Origin of the sequence: Pseudomonas sp. PSE14 (assembly GCF_029203285.1) — a bacterium.
Classification (GTDB): domain Bacteria; phylum Pseudomonadota; class Gammaproteobacteria; order Pseudomonadales; family Pseudomonadaceae; genus Pseudomonas.
Map to the genome: position 1 here is coordinate 3,289,471 of NZ_CP115669.1, position 16,021 is coordinate 3,305,491.

A 16,021-nucleotide genomic window follows, 5' to 3' on the forward strand; every position below is an offset into this window, starting at 1 on the left:
GGCCGGCGTAATGCCGGCCCGATGCCTTGAAGACTCAGGCCTGCGGCGGAGCGAAGCGGCGGCCGGCGGAGAAACCGCCGTCGACGGCGATCATCTGCCCGCTGACGAAGGAGGCGTCGTCGGAGGCGAGGAACAGCGCGGCCTTGGCCACCTCCTCTGGCTGCCCGGCGCGGCTGAGCATGTGCTGCGAGGCGAAGAAGGCGTGGAAGGCTTCCTGCTCGCGCACCATCTGGGTCATGGGGGTTTCTATCAGGCCCGGGCAGAGGCCGTTGACGCGCACGTTGGCATGGCCGTAGTCGATGGCCATGGAGCGGGTCAGTTGGTTGATGCCGCCCTTGGCGACGTTGTACGCGACGTTGCCGTCGCACCCCTGCAGACCGAAGATCGAGCCGATATTGATGATCGAGCCGCTGCGCTGGGCAACCATCTGCGCCACGGCGTGCTTGCTGGTGAGCATGCTGCCGGTGAGGTTGATGTCCAGCACGCGCTGCCACTCGCTGGTGGGCGAACTGGTAACGCTACCCTGGCTGGCGACGCCGGCGGCATTGACCAGTACGTCGAGGCGACCGTAGCGCGATACCACTTCGCCCATCACCTGCTCGACGTTGCTCTCGTTGCGCACGTCCAGGGCCATGAACAGGCCGGGGAACTCGGCGGGAGCGCTGCCCACGTCCAGCCCCACTACCTGGGCGCCTTCCGCGGAAAAGCAGCGCGCGCACGCCAGGCCGATGCCCGATGCCGCGCCAGTGATCACCGCGACCTTGCCTTGCAGTCGATTCATTGCGTACCTCTGGTCTTGTTGTTCTGAGGGTGTCCTGCGGAGAAAGTCTAATCAGCCGTAGGAGGATGGTGATCGTCCATTGAGACTAGCCAGGTGGCAAGCCCGGACATCGCTCACGCCCGCCGGGGACGCAATGGCCCCGGCGGCGTCTCAACCCGCTACGCCGAACCAGCTCTTCACCACGCGAAAATCCGCCGGGATGGGCGTCGTGACGTTGTCGAGCACGCGGCGGTAGCCGGTCGACAGGATCACCCAGGCGCCATCGCGCTTGACGTATTCGTCCTGGTAGAACGCCGTGCCCTGCACGATCCAGTCGTTATCGAGATCGATCACCTGGTCTTCCAGGTACCACACGCCACGGGCGCGATCGGGGCCGACGAGTTCGATCTCGGGATGGTGTCCCTGGTGCTTCGACAACAGGGTCGGGCGATCCATCATCCCTTTCAGCCCGGCGATGAACGCGTCGCGGCCGACGAAGGCGTAGTTGCCGCTGTCCAGCTGGGTGGTGACGTCCTCGGCGAGGCAGCTGGCGAACAGCGCCCAGTCGTGGGTATCGATGGCGCGAAAGTAGCGGTACTTCAGTTGGCGGATCTGCTCGATCTCAAGAAGGACTTCGACGGACTCGGCCATCTGCTTGTCTCCGATGAGGGGGAATCACGAGCCTGTCAGCGAGCCTGCAGCCGATCATCGTCCAAGGGGACTAGCCCTAGTCCGATCGGCCGATTTCCACCATCCCGAACGATGCAAGTCTGCCCTTCCCTGCCTCACCGCAGGTCCTGCCGGGAGGCTCGCCGCCGCCCCATCCGCGACGCTCGGGTGGTTACGGGCGGTGCCGCCTGCTTACAACAACAATAAGGAGACATCACGCATGAACATGCTGCAAGGCAAGGTGGCGCTGGTCACCGGTGGTGGTCAGGGTGTCGGCCAGGGCATTGCCCTCGCCCTCGCCGCCGAGGGTGCCAGGGTCGCCGTGGCGGGTCGCACCCGCGCCACGCTGGAGCAAACAGTGGAAGAAATCCGCCAGCGCGGTGGCGAGGCCCTCGCGGTGGAATGCGACGTGATGAGCGCAGCCGATCTGGATCGCAGCGTGGCCCAGGTAGTGGAGGCCTTCGGCGGCCTCGACATCCTGGTCAATAACGCGCAGATCGTGCCGCTGGGGCGCATCCTCGACGTCAGCGACGAGGACTTCATGAAGGGCATCGACTCGGGGCCGATGGCCACCCTGCGCCTGATGCGCGCCTGCTACCCCCACCTCAAGGGCAACGGCTCGATCGTCAATCTGGCCTCTTCCGCCGCCGTGCGCTGGGATGCCTCCGGCTACGGCCACTACGCCGCCACCAAGGAAGCCATCCGCTCCCTGAGCCGCGCCGCCGCCTGCGAATGGGGCGTGGACGGCATCCGCGTCAACGTCATCGCTCCTCACGCCCTGTCGCCAGGGCTGCGCGGCTGGGTGGATGCCCATCCGGCAGAGGCCGAGGCGTTCTTCCAGAGCATTCCGTTGCGGCGCGTCGGCGACTGCGAAGCCGACATCGGCCGCACCGTGGCCTTCCTGGTCAGCGACAACGCCCGCTACCTGACCGGCGCCACCATCCCGCTGGATGGCGGCCAGGCCTACTGGGGTTGAACAAGGAGATTTCCATGCAACGTCTGGCAAACAAGATCGCCATCATCACCGGAGGCGCCCGTGGCATGGGCGCCGAAACCGCCCGCCTGTTCGTCGCCGAAGGCGCCCACGTCATCATCGCCGACCTCCTGGAGCAGGAAGGTGCGACCCTCGCCGCCGAGCTGGGCGAAGCAGCCAGCTTCCAGCGCCTGGACGTCAGCTGCGAGGGAAACTGGCAGCGCCTGGTGCAGGCCACTCTGGAGCGTCACGGGCGAATCGACGTGCTGGTGAATAACGCCGCCGTGCTGGTGTTCGGCGCCATCGAGCAACTGTCCAAGGCGGAGTTCGAACGAGCGCTGTCGATCAACCTGACCGGCACCTTCCTCGGCATCCACAGCGTGGCGCCGATCATGCGCGAACAGGGGTGCGGCTCGATCGTCAACATTTCCTCGGTGGACGGGCTCCGCGGCGTCAACGCCCTGGCCGCCTACGTGTCGAGCAAGTGGGGCGTGCGCGGCCTGACCAAGGTCGCGGCGCTGGAGCTCGGGCCACACGGCGTGCGGGTCAACTCTGTGCATCCAGGCGGCGTCGATACCCTGATGTCCAACCCCACCGGCGCCACGCGCGACGAACTGGCCGGACAGTACCGCACGGTGCCGCAGCAGCGCATCGGCGCGCCGGAGGAAATCGCCCGCGCCACGCTGTTCCTCGCCAGCGACGACGCCAGCTACTGCAACGGTAGCGAGTTGTCGGTGGATGGCGGCGTGGCGGCCGGCGCCTACTACCCGGGCCTGCCGGGCTCGCCGATCTGAGCTGTTGCGGGCAGCCCCGGACCAAGGGGCTGCCCGCACAACCTCTCGCCAGACCTTTCGCCAGGCCAATCGCCAGCCACCGCTGGCACCACAGCACTCACCGCACTGCCAGCCAGGCCGACCTCCCGAGTCCCCCGGTCAGTTCGCCCGACCGTCCATAAATCAGGCAAAAAAAGACCCGGCCGAAGCCGGGTGAAGGAAGGGGCGGCACAAGCCCCACACTCGAGAGCAATTCAACAAAAACCATCAATCGGGGAAACGCACCCGCACCTCGCGGCTGCCAGCGCGACCCTGGCAGGCCAGCGTCCAGCCTTCGGCGATCTCGGCGGCGCTGAGCACGTCGTTACGCGGCAGCAGCACCTCGCCCTGCTCCACCTTGCACATGCAGGCACCGCAGAAGCCCTCCTCGCAGGAGGCCGGCGGCGCAAGGCCGGCGCGGCGGCAGCTTTCCAGCAGGGTTTCACCGGGGATGCAGGCCACCTGGTGTTCGGCGCCGTCCAGCGCCACCACCAGGCTTTCCGCACCGGATTCGGCGGCGGCGCTGCGGGCCTCTTCGCTCGCCGCTTCCTGCGCGTCCGGATCGGGCGGCGAAACGAAGCGCTCGACATGGATATGCGCCGAGTCGACTCCTTCACGCAGCAGCGTGCTTTCCACCGTATCCATGAACGGACCGGGACCGCAGATGAAACACTCGGCCTCTTCCCAGCCGCGCAGCAGATGACGCACGTCGCTGGCGGCGAGGAAGCCCTGCAGGTTGTCCAGCACGTGGACCACCTGCAGGCGCTCGCCATGCTCGGAGACCAGGCGACGCAGCGCGTCGCGGAAGATCACCGAGTCGGTATCGCGGTTGGCGTACACCAGGCGGATGCGGCAGTCGCGATGGGCCAGCGCCTCGCGCAGGATGGAGAACACCGGAGTAATCCCCGACCCGCCACCGAACAGCAGCAGGTCGCGCGTCACCTCGCCGAGATGGAAGTGGCCGGCGGGCGGCAGCACGTCCAGTTCGTCGCCCGGACGCACGCGCTCGTTCATCCAGTTCGACACCCGGCCACCGGCCACACGCTTGACCGTCACCCGCAGCGTCTCGTCCAGCCCGGGCGTGCTGGACATGGAGTAGCAGCGCGTCAGGGTCTTGCCGTCGAGCGCCACGCGGAAGCTGAGGAACTGCCCGGCGCGGTACTTGAAGCGCCCGGCCAGTTCCGCCGGCACGCGCAGCACCAGCGAGCGCGCGTCGGCGGTTTCCTCGATGACGTCGGCCACCTCCAGACGGAAGGTGCCGGCGACGGTTGGCTCCGCTTGCGGCGCCAGGGTCTGCGCACTGCCCATCGCCACGCTCCGTCAGACGCCGCTGATCAGTTGGGCGTTGTCCACACGCAGCTCGGCGCCGCTGATGAAGCGCGACTCATCCGAGGCGAGGAACAGCACCACGTTGGCGATATCCCGCGGCGCGCACATGCGGTTCATCGGGTCGGCGTCGAGCGCCTCCTGGGGAATCGGCTGACCACCGGCCAGGGCCTGGGTCATGGGGGTGTTGACGCCGTCCGGGTGCACGCTGTTGCAACGGATGCGGTAGCCCTGCTGCTTGCAGTGCACGGCAATGGAGCGGGTCATGGCCGCCACCGCGCCCTTGGAGGCGGAGTAGGCGCAGAACGCCGCCATGCCGCCCAGGGCTGCCACCGAGGACATGTTGACGATGGAGCCGCCGCCGGTTTCCTTCATCGCTTCGATGGCGTACTTGCAGCCGAGGAAGTAACCGTCGCCATTGATGGTCTGCACCTTGCGCCACAGTTCCAGGCTGGTGTCCTCAATGCTGGCCACGGCCAGGATGGCGGCGTTGTTGACCAGCACATCGAGACGGCCGAAGCGCTCCACGGTGGTCTTGATCACGTGTTTCCAGTCGCTTTCGCTGGCGATGTCATGGCGGATGAACAGCGCGTTGTCGCCGATCTCGGCGGCCACGGCACGGCCGGCCTCTTCGTTGAGGTCGGTGATCACCACGCGGGCGCCTTCGGCGGCCAGCAGCAGGGCGTCCTCGCGACCGATGCCGCTGGCCGCGCCAGTTACGATGCAGACTTTGCCTTGAACTCGATTCATGCTTGTTTTCCTTCAGGCGGTTTCAGGGATGGCGGCAGGCACGCGGGACGCCGCATGGACGGCGGCGCGACGGCCGGAATACACACAGTCGGCGATGGACAGGCCGGATATGTAGAGGTTGGAGGCAACACCCACGGCGTTGCGGCCGGCGCTGTACAACCCCGGAATTGGCGTACCGGCGTTGTCCAGCACGCGGCCGCTGCGTTCGCAGATGCGCAGGCCGCCGAGGGTGATGGCCGGGCACGGGTAGAGCTTGCTGTCGACGGACAGGTCCAGGGCATACCAGGGGCCGTCGTCCAGGTCGGCGAGCATCGCCGGGGACTTGCCGAAGGCATCGGTATGCTCGCCGCGGGCGGCGCGGCTGTATTCCTCGAGGGTGTGCCGCAAGTTCTCGGCCGGCACGCCGATGGCGCGGGCCAGGGCGGCAGGCGTATCGCCACGGCGGCGGTTGAACAGCAGGTTGAGCAGCACCGGCAGGCGCTGGAACGACCAGACCTTGCCCGGCCCCACCTGGCGCAGGGATTCCTTGAGCAGCGTACGGTCGAGGATCAGGATGGCGCGGCCGCCCTGCTCTTCCACCATGGCGTGGCCGAGGGTGGCGCCGTAGACCTCTTCGTTGCAGTAGCGCTCGCCACGGGCGTTGACGATCACCCCACGGGCCCAGGCCAGCGGCGGGTTGATGAAGCGCCAGGCACTGATCTTTTCCAGGCGCTGTGCCGCGGCGCCCACGCCAAGTCCCAGGCGGATGCCGCTGCCGTCGCAACCCGGCGTGCCCAGGGGCAGCGCGGGCAGGTACTGCGGCGCATGCTCGGCGACCATCTCGCGGTTGAAGACGAAGCCGCCGGCACTGAGCAGCACGCCCTTGCGTGCGCGGATCAGGATCGGCTCGGCGTGATTCAGTTCGATACGGCGCAGCGCGGCGATCAGGCGCTCGGCCAGCGGCGGCGCGTAGGGATGCACGGCGGTGGCCATGCGCCCCAGCCAGGCATGGCGGCGCGCCGCCAGGCTGCCCGGCGGCAGGCGCCAGGCTTCGACGCCGACCACGGCGCCGCTGGCATCCTGCACCAGCCGGCGCACCTGGCACTGGCTGTAGAGCTGCACGCCTTTTTCCTTGGCGGAGGCGCGCAAGGCACTGAACAGCGCCGCCCCGGACATGCCGGCACCCTTGGTGCGGTGCCCGCGCGGAGCCGGACGAGCCAGGCTGGCATAGGCCGGCACCGACTCGTTGCCCGAGTAGTAGAGGTAGTAGCGATCGCTCGGATAGGAGGTCTTGTGCGGCGGCACGCTGGCCTCGAAGCGCGCGCCGTGGCGCTCCAGCCAGGCCAGTTGCTCGACGCTGCGCTCGCAGAAATCGCGCAGGGTCTCGGCCTGCACGGCGTCGCCGACTTCGCCACGCAGGTAGCTGAACATGGAGTCTGCGTCGTCGTTGTAGCCGGCGCGGGCCTGGTACGGCGTACCGCCGCCGGCATAGACCACCCCGCCGCTGCGCGCGGTGGCGCCGCCACCGGTGAAGCGGTCCAGGGCCAGCACCTCGAGGCCGCGCTCGCGGGCCTCCAGGGCGGCGCAGGCACCGGCGCCGCCGAAGCCGACCACCAGCAGGTCGGTCTGCGCGTGCCAGTTCGGCTGCGCGCCCTCGCCCATACGCAGCGGAGCGATCGGCCCGACGCCGTTCATGGTTTTCAACCCGCGGCCGCCACGTTCACCGGTTGCACGGCGACGGCCGTGGTGTAGGTGCCGTTCACGTAGATCAGCGGGGTGATGCGCGGGTTGTTGCGGATCTCGCGGATACGCCCGATGAAGATGGTGTGGGTGCCGTAGGTAAACTTGCCGTCCTGCTCGCAGATCACGCTGGACTGGGCGTCGGCCAGGTACGGCACGCCGCACTCGGAGGCGCGCCAGTCGCCGCTGGCGAAGCGGCCCTCGCCTTTCACCGGGCCACTGCACAGGTGTGACAGATGCTCCTGCTCCTGGCCGAGGATGTTCACGCAGAAGTCCGCGCCGGAATCCAGCACGCGGTGCAGCGAGGCGGTCTTGTTCACGCAGATCAGCAGCGACGGCGGCTCGGTCGACAGCGAATCGACGGCGGTGGCGGACATGGCGAAACGCTCGCTGCCATCGCTGGTGGTGATGATGGTCACCGACTTGGCCAGCCGGCGCATCGCCTGGATCATGTCGGCTTTCAGATTGTCTTGGCTCATCGCACGGGACCTCGCTGGGCTGGTTGGCTCTTGGTGTTGTGCGATGAATTCTGTGACCGGCCCCGGGCCGCAACATCGTCCGAGGGGACTAGTCGCCCCGGCGTGCCGAAGCCTCGGTGGATATGGTCCGTTTGTAGGATGTCGAGCCCGTTGTGCGTTGTTCAAATGCCCGTGAAGGCCCCTGCGTAGCTGCGCGGTGGGCAAGCGCAGGCCCTGCGGGGCGACCACAGGAGAACAACAAGATGCTCGACCAGGATTTGATCCGCCAGCGCCTCCGCCAGCGCGCCCGCGAACTGGTGCCGGTGCTGCGCGAACGCGCCGCCGACGCCGCACGCCAGGGCCAGTTGCCGGAGGAAACCCTCCGTGATTTCCACGAAGCCGGCTTCTTCCGCATCCTCCAACCGGCGCGCTGGGAAGGCTACGAGCTGGAGCCCAAGGACTTCTTCGAAGTGCAGATGACCCTCGCCGAGGGCTGCATGTCGTCCGCCTGGGTACTGGGCGTGGTGGCCATCCACAACTGGCAGCTGGCGCTGTTCGATGACCGCGCCGCGCAGGACGTCTGGGGCAAGGACTCCAGCGTGCTGATCTCCTCCTCTTATATGCCGGTGGGCAAGGTCACCCCGGTGGAAGGCGGCTTCCGCCTGTCCGGTCGCTGGGGCTTCTCCAGCGGCAGCAAGCACTGCCAGTGGGCCTTCCTCGGCGCCATGGTGCCGCCGAGCGAACCGGGCGGCGCGCCGGACTACCGTACCTTCCTGGTGCCGCGCAGCGACTACCAGATCCTCGACAACTGGAACGTGATGGGCCTGGAAGCCACCGGCTCCCACGACGTGCTCGTCGAAGACGCCTTCGTCCCCGACTACCGCACCCACCGCGCCCTCGACGGCTTCATGCAGAACAGCCCGGGCAATGCGGTGAACACCGCGCCGCTGTTCCGCCTGCCGTTCGGGCAGATCTTCGTGCGCGCGGTGTCTTCCTCGGCCATCGGCGCGCTGCAGGGCGCGGTAAACCTGTTCGTCGAGCACAACCGTGCCCGCGTCGGCGTCAACGATGGCCGCAAGATGGGCCAGGACCCGGGCGCCCAGCAGGCGCTGGCGGACGCCATGGTGGTGGCCGACGAGTGCCGCACCGTGCTGCTGCGCAACTTCGAGTTGATGATGCAGCGCGCCCGTGACGGCGAGCCGCTGACCATGCCCGAGCGGGTGAAGATGCGCTACGACTCCGCCCTGGTGGCGGACAAGTGCGCCCGCGCAGCCGGCGCGCTGATGTTCAACAGCGGTGCCTCCACCATCTTCCGCGAGCACCCGATCAACCGCGCCTTCCGCGACATCCACACCGGTCGCGCGCACGTCGCCAACAGCCCGGCCAAGTACGCCTGGAACCTGGGCGGCGTGAGCATGGGCGCGGACTCCACGGACTTCTTCCTCTGACACTGCCCTCCGGGGCTCAAGAACCATCCGGCATTTCGGCGTAGTCCATTCGGGCGATTCCGAGGTGCCGGCGAACACAGAACATGGTCCACGAGGCTGATCCCGTCGGCCAACAATTCCAACAAGGGACGCATCCCATGAAATTCTCTCTGATCTACGAAGCCCAGACCCTGGACAGCACCCGTGAAGGCGACCGTCGTGTCTTCGATGACACCGTCGAACAGGCCGTGCTGGCCGACAAGCTCGGCTTCGACACTTTCTGGTGCGTGGAGCACACCGCGCTGACCAACTACTCCCACATGTCCGCCCCGGAGACCATGCTGGCCTTCGTCGCCGGCAAGACCGAGCGCATCGGCATCGGCCACGGCGTGGTCTGCCTGCCGCCGGCGATGAACCACCCGGTGAAGGTCGCCGAGCGCATCGCCACCCTCGACCTGCTGTCCAAGGGCCGCGTGCACTTCGGCGTCGGCAAGGGCGGCACCCAGCAGGAAGCCGGCACCTTCGGCTACGACCTGGCCACCCTGCAGCCGCAGATCGACGAAGCCATGTACCTCATCCCGAAGATGTTCGTGCAGGACGAGATCGAGCATAACGGCGAATACGTGAAGATCCCCAAGCGACCGATCCATCCCAAGCCCTATCAGGACCCGCACCCGCCGATGTACCTGGCCTGCACCAACACCGAGTCGCTGAAGAACGCCGGCGGCCGTGGCATGGGTGCCCTGGTGCTGGGCTTCGGCGGCCCGGAAGAGATCGCCAAGAAAGTGGCCGTGTACCACGAAGCCTGGGACAACCGTGACGAAGCGGACCAGGTCGGCTTCCGCCCCAACCGCCACATCGCCGCGCTCTGCCCGGCCATCGTCCTGGACGACAACGAGAAGGCGCGCGCCATCGGTATCCGTGGCCAGCGCTACTTCATGGAATCCCTGGCCTACTGGTACGCCGGCGGCGAGCGCCCGGACCCGGCCAAGTGGCAGGACGACACCTTCGTCGACGGCAACGGCCAGGCGGTGATCCGCTCGCGCTTCGCCTCCGAGGAAGTCTCCGTGGACTTCTCCGACCCGACCATGGCGATGATGAACCCCAACCACGCCTACGGCACCGTGAACGACTGCATCGGCTACGTGCAGCGCCTGATCGACGCCGGCGCCGATGAAATCCTCTTCATCTGCCAGATGGGCACCGTGCCGCAGTGGGCGCAGCTGGAAACGCTGAAGAACATCGGCGAGAAGGTCATCCCCTACTTCCGCGACAAGGCCAGGAACGCCTGATTCGAGGATCCGACCCGCTCCTGGCGGGTCGGACAAGGGATGCACTGCACGGGGCGGCGCCGGTTTCGGGCCGCCCCGTTTGCGCTTTGCCTCAGCGCATTGCGTCGATCAGCCCGCGGAACTCCTGCTCCGAGAAGCCGTGCAGGGTCTGCGTGCGGATGTTGCCCAGCGACGCCACCTTGAGCAGCAGTGTGGTGGCCACGTCTTCCGCGCCTTCCACGATCAGCACCATGTCGTAGCCGCCCGTCGTCCAGTAGGCGGCCTTTACCGAGATACCGAGTTGTTCGGCCATTGCCCGGAAGGCGGTGTAGCGGTCCGGCGAGTCCTTGACGTTGCGGATGCCCTGGTCGGTGAAATTCACCAGGGAAATGAAGGTAGCCATGGTTCAGCTCCTGTCGAATGCAGCGGCGACGGTCGAGGGTGCGGAAGCCACTGCACCGGAAGAAGACCGCCACCCTTCCCGACGTGCATGCACGCGGCATCCCTGCCATCGCGAGCCACGTCGACCATCACCCATCCGACGACCTCCATAGAACAGGCTTAGCAGCCCCAGCGGGCCCTGCACGACCGCTGATCCGTTGCCCCAAGGGCGAGCGCCGAACGCCCACCTATACTTTTCAGCCCAGGGACCGGCCGTTGGCTCCCGCGGCCCGTCCAGACACCCAAGCCCACACGGAGAACGGAAATGTCCCTACGAATAGGCGATGAAGCCCCCGACTTCAGCGCAGACAGCACCGAAGGCACCCTGAACTTCCACCAGTGGATCGGCGATCACTGGGCGATCCTGTTTTCCCACCCGAAGGACTTCACCCCGGTCTGCACCACCGAACTGGGCTACGTGGCCCGCCTGAAACCGGAATTCGACAAGCGCAACACCAAGGTGGCGGGCCTGAGCATCGACCCGGTCAGCGATCACCACGCCTGGGTCGGCGACATCGCCGAAACCCAGGGCCACGCCGTGAACTTCCCGTTGATCGGCGACGATGACCTGAAGGTGGCCAAGCTCTACGACATGATCCACCCCAACGCCAGCGGCGGCCCGCGCACGGCGGTGGACAATGCGACGGTGCGCTCGGTGTTCCTGATCGGCCCGGACAAGAAGATCAAGGCCACGCTCACCTACCCGATGAGCGCCGGACGCAACTTCGACGAAATCCTCCGCCTGCTCGACGCCATCCAGCTCAACGCCAAGCACACGGTGGCGACGCCAGTGAACTGGAAGCCGGGCGACGATGTGATCATCCCGACCTCGGTGTCCAACGAAGACGCGCAGAAGAAGTACCCGCAAGGCTTCAAGACCCTCAAGCCGTATCTGCGGGTGGTCGCCCAGCCCAAGTGACGCCCTCGGCCCCCCCGGAAGCGGGAGGAAGGCGCTTCACCGGCCGGCTAGTCCGCACAGACGATGGCGCCGGCCGGCACCCCATGCATGGTTGCAACTCTTCGCCCGAACGGGTCATGTCGAGAACGAGGAGCTTTGCCATGCAGAAGGTCATCTATCTACTTTGGCGTGACAGTCGCACCGACGCCGAGGATTTCTTCCGGCAGCTGCGCACGGAGCTGACCGATCGTCTGGTCCGCCTGGGTGCGCACAACGTGCAACTCAACCTGGATGACGCCGACGTGCGCCCGGCCGACGGCCTGCGCCAGGAACAGGCCGGCGCGCTGCCGCACGCGGTGGTGAGCTTCTGGCTCGACAGCGCCGTGGGCGAATTCCGCCGCCCGTACGACGAGGCGCTGCAGGCTGCCTGCTCACGGATCGCCGGCTACCTGGTCTGCGAATCGGTGCCGATCCCCAATACCCGCTTCCCCGCCCAGGCCGGCCAGCGCACCCACGGTTTCTCCCAGCTGGCCTTCCTGCAACTGCCGCCGCGCCTGACGCACACGGCCTGGCTGGACATCTGGCAGAACCACCACATGCGGGTCGCCATCGATACCCAGGACAACTTCCTCTACGTGCAGAACCTGGTGGTGCAGGTGCTGACCCCCGGCGCCACGCCCCTGGCGGCAATCGTCGAGGAATGCTTCCCGCCGGCAGCGATGACTGACCCGATGGCCTTCTTCGACGCTCCGGGCGACGAGGAGAAGTTCCAGCGCAACCTGGCGATGATGATGGACAGCTGCCAGCGCTTCATCGACTTCGACCAGTTGGGCGTGGTGCTCACCAGCCAGTACACGCTCTAACGTCGCACTCCGGGCGGCGCCCAGGCTCCGCCCCTTCGCGGCTGCCATACTCAATGGCATGAACCGCGCCATCTTCCGCTTCTACGAGGAGCTCAACGACTTCCTGCCCGCCGACCGCCGCCGGTGCGAGTTCGCTTGCGCCTGCCCGGACGGGGCGACGGTCAAGCACATGATCGAGGCCCTGGGCGTGCCCCACACCGAGGTGGAGCTGATCCTGCTCGATGGCGAATCGGTGAACTTCGACCGCGCGATCCTCGATGGCGACCGCCTGGCGGTCTACCCCATGTTCGAACGCCTGGACATCAGCCCGCTGCTGCGCGTGCGGGCCAGCCCCCTGCGAGTCCTGCGCTTCGTCGCCGACGCCCACCTGGGCGGCCTGGCGGCGCTGCTGCGCATGAGCGGCTTCGACACCCTGTACGAGAACGCCTTCGACGACGGCGAGATCGCCGAGATCAGCGCGCACCAGGGACGCATCGTGCTCACCCGCGACCGCGAGCTGCTCAAGCGCCGGATTATCAGCCACGGCTGCTACCTGCACGCGCGCAAGCCACGGGAGCAACTGGCGGAGCTCTTCGAACGACTGGACCTGGCCCGCAGCGCCCGCCCCTTCAGCCGCTGCCTGCGCTGCAACCACCCGCTGCGCGAACTGCCGGCGGAACAGGCACGCTTACGGGTGCCGCCGAAGGTGGCCGAGCGGCATGCGCGGTTCCTGTCCTGCGACCATTGTGACCAGGTGTTCTGGCAAGGCTCCCACTGGCGCAGCATGCGGGCGTTGCTGGAGCCGCTGCTGCGCGCGGACTGTTCGTAGAGCCAGCAGGAAGGCCTCATGCCCAGCGCTTGTAATCGGCCAGGAACAATCCTGGCCAGTTCCCCAGGGTAGCCCGGAAATTCATTGCGCAAGCCAACGCCTACGCAATGAACTGGGACTGGTTATCGGTCGCCGGGACGCGCCTTCTGCACGCCGAACACTTCCATCAACTCCTCAAGAAAGGCGCTTACCAGTTCACCAGGACGGGATGAGCGACGCATGGCGGCCTGGAAGTCCACTTCATAACGCAGGAGATCAGGATTCAACGCACACAGTTGCTGCTGCTCGACGTGCCTGGTTGCGTAATGCTCGGGCAAGAAGCCCAGGTGCTGGCCGGAAAGTATCAGCAGGGCTGCACCGTCCATGCTGTCGGTCAGCGCGGTGAGTCGCTCCAGTGCCGTGGGGGCCGGCATTTCCGGAAGCGGATGGCTGGGCCAGACCCATTCGTGCTCGGCGACATCGCCGTGGCCCAACTCGCCAGCAGACCGGTACAGGGGATGAGTGACGCCGCAGTAGGCGATCTGGGTCTCACGGAACAACGGCTGATAGTCCAGGGTGTCAAGGCGTCGCCAGAAGTAGCCGATGGCAAGGTCGAGATGCCCGTTGATGAGCTTCTCTTCAAGAAAGGACGAGGACAGTTCGGTGAACTGGAAGAACAGTCCCTGATGGCGCGCGCGCAAGCGTGCGACAGCGAGGGCGATCTGCTTGTTCGCCTGCGGGTCGATCTGCCCCAGCAGGCCGATATTGAGGGTGCCACTGAGGGTACGGTTGATCTGCTGCACTTCGAGCCGAAAGCCCTCGGCGGCAGCGAGCAGACGTCGCGCCGCATCGAGGAACTGGCTGCCCTTGGGCGTCAGGGCGAAGCCCGCACGACCGCGCTGGCAGAGCCGGAAGCCAAGGCGTGTCTCCAGCGATGCCAATTGGGCACTGATGGTCGGTTGAGTGGTATTGAGCGCCCCTTGCGCGGCGGAGATACCGCCCGCCTCGACCACGGCGAGAAACACCCGGATCAGGCGGATATCCAGTTCCGATACGTTACCCAGCATCTCGAACCTCAGGCGGCTTATATAGACAGCGATCTATGTGAACAGTGGGTGCGCGTTATTTTATGGCGCGGTGACTACGCCTAGATTCTGACTTCGACGGCACGGATTTGCGCAAGTGTAGGGACGCAAAAGGCAGCTGTCACCGGCGGTTCAGGCTCGGCTGCGCACGACGCGCGCGCCTTCCCCCGTCGCTGCCAGCCGCTAGACGCGCAGCATAGATGGACTCCATATGTAAGTGGCCGTATCGAATCCTCCACAAGAACAATATCGCGTTAAGCAGGAGTGCTCCCATGTCCGGGTCCAGCCATACCGCCCATACTGCCGAAACCGGCACAGGGCTAGCCATCGAAGGCCATTCCATCGATTACATCCCGCAGTCCGAGCGCCATGCCCGACTCTCCAGCCAGGGGCCATTCTGGTTCCTGGGCAATTTCCATTTCTTCACCATTTCCATCGGTTTCGTCGGACCGGGCCTGGGCCTTTCGGCACTGTGGACGACCCTGGCCGGTGCGCTCGGAATCATGTTCGGCACCCTGTTCATGGCATTCCATGGTTCCCAGGGACCGGAGATGGGGCTGCCGCAGATGATCCAGTCGCGAGCCCAGTTCGGTTATCGCGGAGTCGTGCTGGCCCTGTTGGCCACGCTTTTCGTATTCGTCGGTTTCAACGTGGTCAACGTCTCGCTGATCATGGACGGCCTGCACAATGTCTTCGGCCTTGAACCTGTGCCGGTGGCCTGTACCGTCATTGCCGTGGGCGCCCTGCTGTCGATCTATGGCCACGACCTGATGCACAAAGCATTCAAGTGGGCGCTGATACTGACTTTGCCGCTCTACTCGCTGGTGACGCTTGCGCTGATGTTCGGCGCCGGGCAAAGCGATGTACCGGCCGCACAATCGAGCCACCTGGGCTTCAACTGGGTCGCCTTCGCCACCCAGTTCGCCATTGCCGCCAGCTACAACATCTCCTACGCACCCTACGTGTCGGATTACTCGCGTTACCTGCCCAGGCACACCAGCCGCGCCAGGCTGATTGCCGCGGTGTTCCTCGGCGCGTCGCTGTCGGGGGCCTGGATGATCGGTCTGGGCGCCTGGCTGGCGCAGTTGCTGCAAGCATCCGATGCGCTGGTGGCGCTGGATCGGGTCGGGTCTTCGCTGCTGCCAGGGCTGGGCCATGTCCTGGTGCTGGTATCGGTGGCCGGATTCCTGCCGGTGATCGCCCTGAATACCTACAGCGCCATGCTGACCCTGCTCACCGGAGTTGATTCCGTGCGTCGAATCACTCCCACGCCACGCGTCCGGGTGCTGTCGATCCTGGTCATTACCCTGGTCCTCCTGGCGTGCGTCCTGTCGATTCGCGGCAACGGCATTTCCATTCTCAATACCTTCCTGGTGCTGATGCTGTACTTCCTGGTGCCCTGGACCGCGGTGAACCTGGTGGACTACTTCGGCGTGCGCAAGGGCCGCTACGCCATCCCTCACTTCTTCACCCCCAACGGCATTTATGGCGCCTGGCAGATGCGCGGCATCCTGGCCTATGTGGTGGGTTTCGTCTGCATGATCCCGTTCTTCTACATCTACGACGCCGCAGCCGGAAAGGAGGTCTTCGTAGGCCCCATCGCGCGGATGCTCGATGGCGTGGACGTGGCCTGGCTGGTAGGCCTGCTGGTATCCGGCCTGACCTATTTCATGCTCAGCCGCTCCCTGGACCTGGACGCGGAGCGCCGGGTGGTCGACGCCATCAGCGAATCTGACATCCTCGCCATGGCCGGCGAGCGCCAGTGACTCCAACAGCAGGAAC

At 66.3% G+C, this 16,021-nt stretch carries 16 protein-coding genes; 8 read left to right on the forward strand and 8 right to left on the reverse strand.

Going from position 1 to position 16,021, the window contains the following annotated elements:
* Positions 1–34: 34 nt before the first annotated feature.
* Together O6P39_RS15045 and O6P39_RS15050 are read right to left on the reverse strand one after the other, a co-directional pair.
* Positions 35–781, reverse strand: coding sequence for an SDR family oxidoreductase (locus tag O6P39_RS15045; protein WP_275607309.1), 747 nt, complete (start codon positions 779–781; stop codon positions 35–37).
* Positions 782–931: 150 nt separating this feature from the next.
* The gene (locus tag O6P39_RS15050; RefSeq protein WP_275607310.1) at positions 932–1,411 is read right to left on the reverse strand and encodes a nuclear transport factor 2 family protein; all 480 of its coding nucleotides are present in this window, start codon (positions 1,409–1,411) and stop codon (positions 932–934) included.
* A 238-nt stretch (positions 1,412–1,649) separates the two neighbouring features.
* Between O6P39_RS15050 and O6P39_RS15055 the strand changes: the two genes are divergently transcribed.
* Entirely contained in the window at positions 1,650–2,405 is a 756-nt protein-coding gene (locus tag O6P39_RS15055) for an SDR family NAD(P)-dependent oxidoreductase (RefSeq protein WP_275607311.1), read from the forward strand.
* Between the two features lie 14 nt (positions 2,406–2,419).
* Entirely contained in the window at positions 2,420–3,196 is a 777-nt protein-coding gene (locus O6P39_RS15060) for a glucose 1-dehydrogenase (protein WP_275607312.1), read from the forward strand.
* Positions 3,197–3,442: 246 nt separating this feature from the next.
* Here the strand turns inward: O6P39_RS15060 and O6P39_RS15065 are convergent, their stop codons facing one another.
* The 4 genes from O6P39_RS15065 to O6P39_RS15080 are packed head-to-tail and all read right to left on the reverse strand — an operon-like array spanning position 3,443 to position 7,488.
* Complete coding sequence (locus O6P39_RS15065; protein ID WP_275607313.1) at positions 3,443–4,522, reverse strand: ferredoxin--NADP reductase; 1,080 nt, start codon at positions 4,520–4,522, stop codon at positions 3,443–3,445.
* 12 nt (positions 4,523–4,534) lie between these two features.
* Entirely contained in the window at positions 4,535–5,290 is a 756-nt protein-coding gene (locus tag O6P39_RS15070; RefSeq protein ID WP_275607314.1) for a glucose 1-dehydrogenase, read from the reverse strand.
* Between the two features lie 12 nt (positions 5,291–5,302).
* Positions 5,303–6,931, reverse strand: coding sequence for an FAD-binding protein (locus O6P39_RS15075; RefSeq protein ID WP_275611957.1), 1,629 nt, complete (start codon positions 6,929–6,931; stop codon positions 5,303–5,305).
* Positions 6,932–6,969: 38 nt separating this feature from the next.
* Complete coding sequence (locus O6P39_RS15080; RefSeq protein ID WP_275607315.1) at positions 6,970–7,488, reverse strand: flavin reductase family protein; 519 nt, start codon at positions 7,486–7,488, stop codon at positions 6,970–6,972.
* A 242-nt stretch (positions 7,489–7,730) separates the two neighbouring features.
* On the opposite strand from O6P39_RS15080, the gene O6P39_RS15085 reads away from it, so the two are divergent.
* Complete coding sequence (locus O6P39_RS15085; protein WP_275607316.1) at positions 7,731–8,915, forward strand: acyl-CoA dehydrogenase family protein; 1,185 nt, start codon at positions 7,731–7,733, stop codon at positions 8,913–8,915.
* Positions 8,916–9,052: 137 nt separating this feature from the next.
* Complete coding sequence (locus tag O6P39_RS15090; RefSeq protein ID WP_275607317.1) at positions 9,053–10,186, forward strand: LLM class flavin-dependent oxidoreductase; 1,134 nt, start codon at positions 9,053–9,055, stop codon at positions 10,184–10,186.
* A gap of 91 nt (positions 10,187–10,277) precedes the next feature.
* On the opposite strand, the gene O6P39_RS15095 is transcribed toward O6P39_RS15090, so the two are convergent.
* Positions 10,278–10,568, reverse strand: coding sequence for a GYD domain-containing protein (locus tag O6P39_RS15095; RefSeq protein WP_275607318.1), 291 nt, complete (start codon positions 10,566–10,568; stop codon positions 10,278–10,280).
* Positions 10,569–10,871: 303 nt separating this feature from the next.
* On the opposite strand from O6P39_RS15095, the gene O6P39_RS15100 reads away from it, so the two are divergent.
* From O6P39_RS15100 to O6P39_RS15110, 3 genes are all read left to right on the forward strand, one after another.
* Entirely contained in the window at positions 10,872–11,525 is a 654-nt protein-coding gene (locus O6P39_RS15100) for a peroxiredoxin (RefSeq protein WP_275607319.1), read from the forward strand.
* Positions 11,526–11,665: 140 nt separating this feature from the next.
* Positions 11,666–12,367 (forward strand): EthD domain-containing protein, encoded by a 702-nt coding sequence (locus O6P39_RS15105; protein ID WP_275607320.1) that lies wholly within the window; start codon positions 11,666–11,668, stop codon positions 12,365–12,367.
* 58 nt (positions 12,368–12,425) lie between these two features.
* Positions 12,426–13,175, forward strand: coding sequence for a Mut7-C RNAse domain-containing protein (locus O6P39_RS15110; protein ID WP_275607321.1), 750 nt, complete (start codon positions 12,426–12,428; stop codon positions 13,173–13,175).
* Positions 13,176–13,297: 122 nt separating this feature from the next.
* On the opposite strand, the gene O6P39_RS15115 is transcribed toward O6P39_RS15110, so the two are convergent.
* Positions 13,298–14,221 (reverse strand): LysR family transcriptional regulator, encoded by a 924-nt coding sequence (locus O6P39_RS15115; protein WP_275607322.1) that lies wholly within the window; start codon positions 14,219–14,221, stop codon positions 13,298–13,300.
* A 290-nt stretch (positions 14,222–14,511) separates the two neighbouring features.
* Between O6P39_RS15115 and O6P39_RS15120 the strand changes: the two genes are divergently transcribed.
* Positions 14,512–16,005, forward strand: coding sequence for a cytosine permease (locus tag O6P39_RS15120; RefSeq protein WP_275607323.1), 1,494 nt, complete (start codon positions 14,512–14,514; stop codon positions 16,003–16,005).
* Positions 16,006–16,021 lie beyond the last annotated feature (16 nt).

Coding starts and splice junctions, on each gene's coding strand:
- O6P39_RS15045 (WP_275607309.1), bottom strand. CDS start 781: ATGAATCGACTGCAAGGCAAGGTCGCGGTGATCACTGGCGCGGCATCG.
- O6P39_RS15050 (WP_275607310.1), bottom strand. CDS start 1,411: ATGGCCGAGTCCGTCGAAGTCCTTCTTGAGATCGAGCAGATCCGCCAA.
- O6P39_RS15055 (WP_275607311.1), top strand. CDS start 1,650: ATGAACATGCTGCAAGGCAAGGTGGCGCTGGTCACCGGTGGTGGTCAG.
- O6P39_RS15060 (WP_275607312.1), top strand. CDS start 2,420: ATGCAACGTCTGGCAAACAAGATCGCCATCATCACCGGAGGCGCCCGT.
- O6P39_RS15065 (WP_275607313.1), bottom strand. CDS start 4,522: ATGGGCAGTGCGCAGACCCTGGCGCCGCAAGCGGAGCCAACCGTCGCC.
- O6P39_RS15070 (WP_275607314.1), bottom strand. CDS start 5,290: ATGAATCGAGTTCAAGGCAAAGTCTGCATCGTAACTGGCGCGGCCAGC.
- O6P39_RS15075 (WP_275611957.1), bottom strand. CDS start 6,931: ATGGGCGAGGGCGCGCAGCCGAACTGGCACGCGCAGACCGACCTGCTG.
- O6P39_RS15080 (WP_275607315.1), bottom strand. CDS start 7,488: ATGAGCCAAGACAATCTGAAAGCCGACATGATCCAGGCGATGCGCCGG.
- O6P39_RS15085 (WP_275607316.1), top strand. CDS start 7,731: ATGCTCGACCAGGATTTGATCCGCCAGCGCCTCCGCCAGCGCGCCCGC.
- O6P39_RS15090 (WP_275607317.1), top strand. CDS start 9,053: ATGAAATTCTCTCTGATCTACGAAGCCCAGACCCTGGACAGCACCCGT.
- O6P39_RS15095 (WP_275607318.1), bottom strand. CDS start 10,568: ATGGCTACCTTCATTTCCCTGGTGAATTTCACCGACCAGGGCATCCGC.
- O6P39_RS15100 (WP_275607319.1), top strand. CDS start 10,872: ATGTCCCTACGAATAGGCGATGAAGCCCCCGACTTCAGCGCAGACAGC.
- O6P39_RS15105 (WP_275607320.1), top strand. CDS start 11,666: ATGCAGAAGGTCATCTATCTACTTTGGCGTGACAGTCGCACCGACGCC.
- O6P39_RS15110 (WP_275607321.1), top strand. CDS start 12,426: ATGAACCGCGCCATCTTCCGCTTCTACGAGGAGCTCAACGACTTCCTG.
- O6P39_RS15115 (WP_275607322.1), bottom strand. CDS start 14,221: ATGCTGGGTAACGTATCGGAACTGGATATCCGCCTGATCCGGGTGTTT.
- O6P39_RS15120 (WP_275607323.1), top strand. CDS start 14,512: ATGTCCGGGTCCAGCCATACCGCCCATACTGCCGAAACCGGCACAGGG.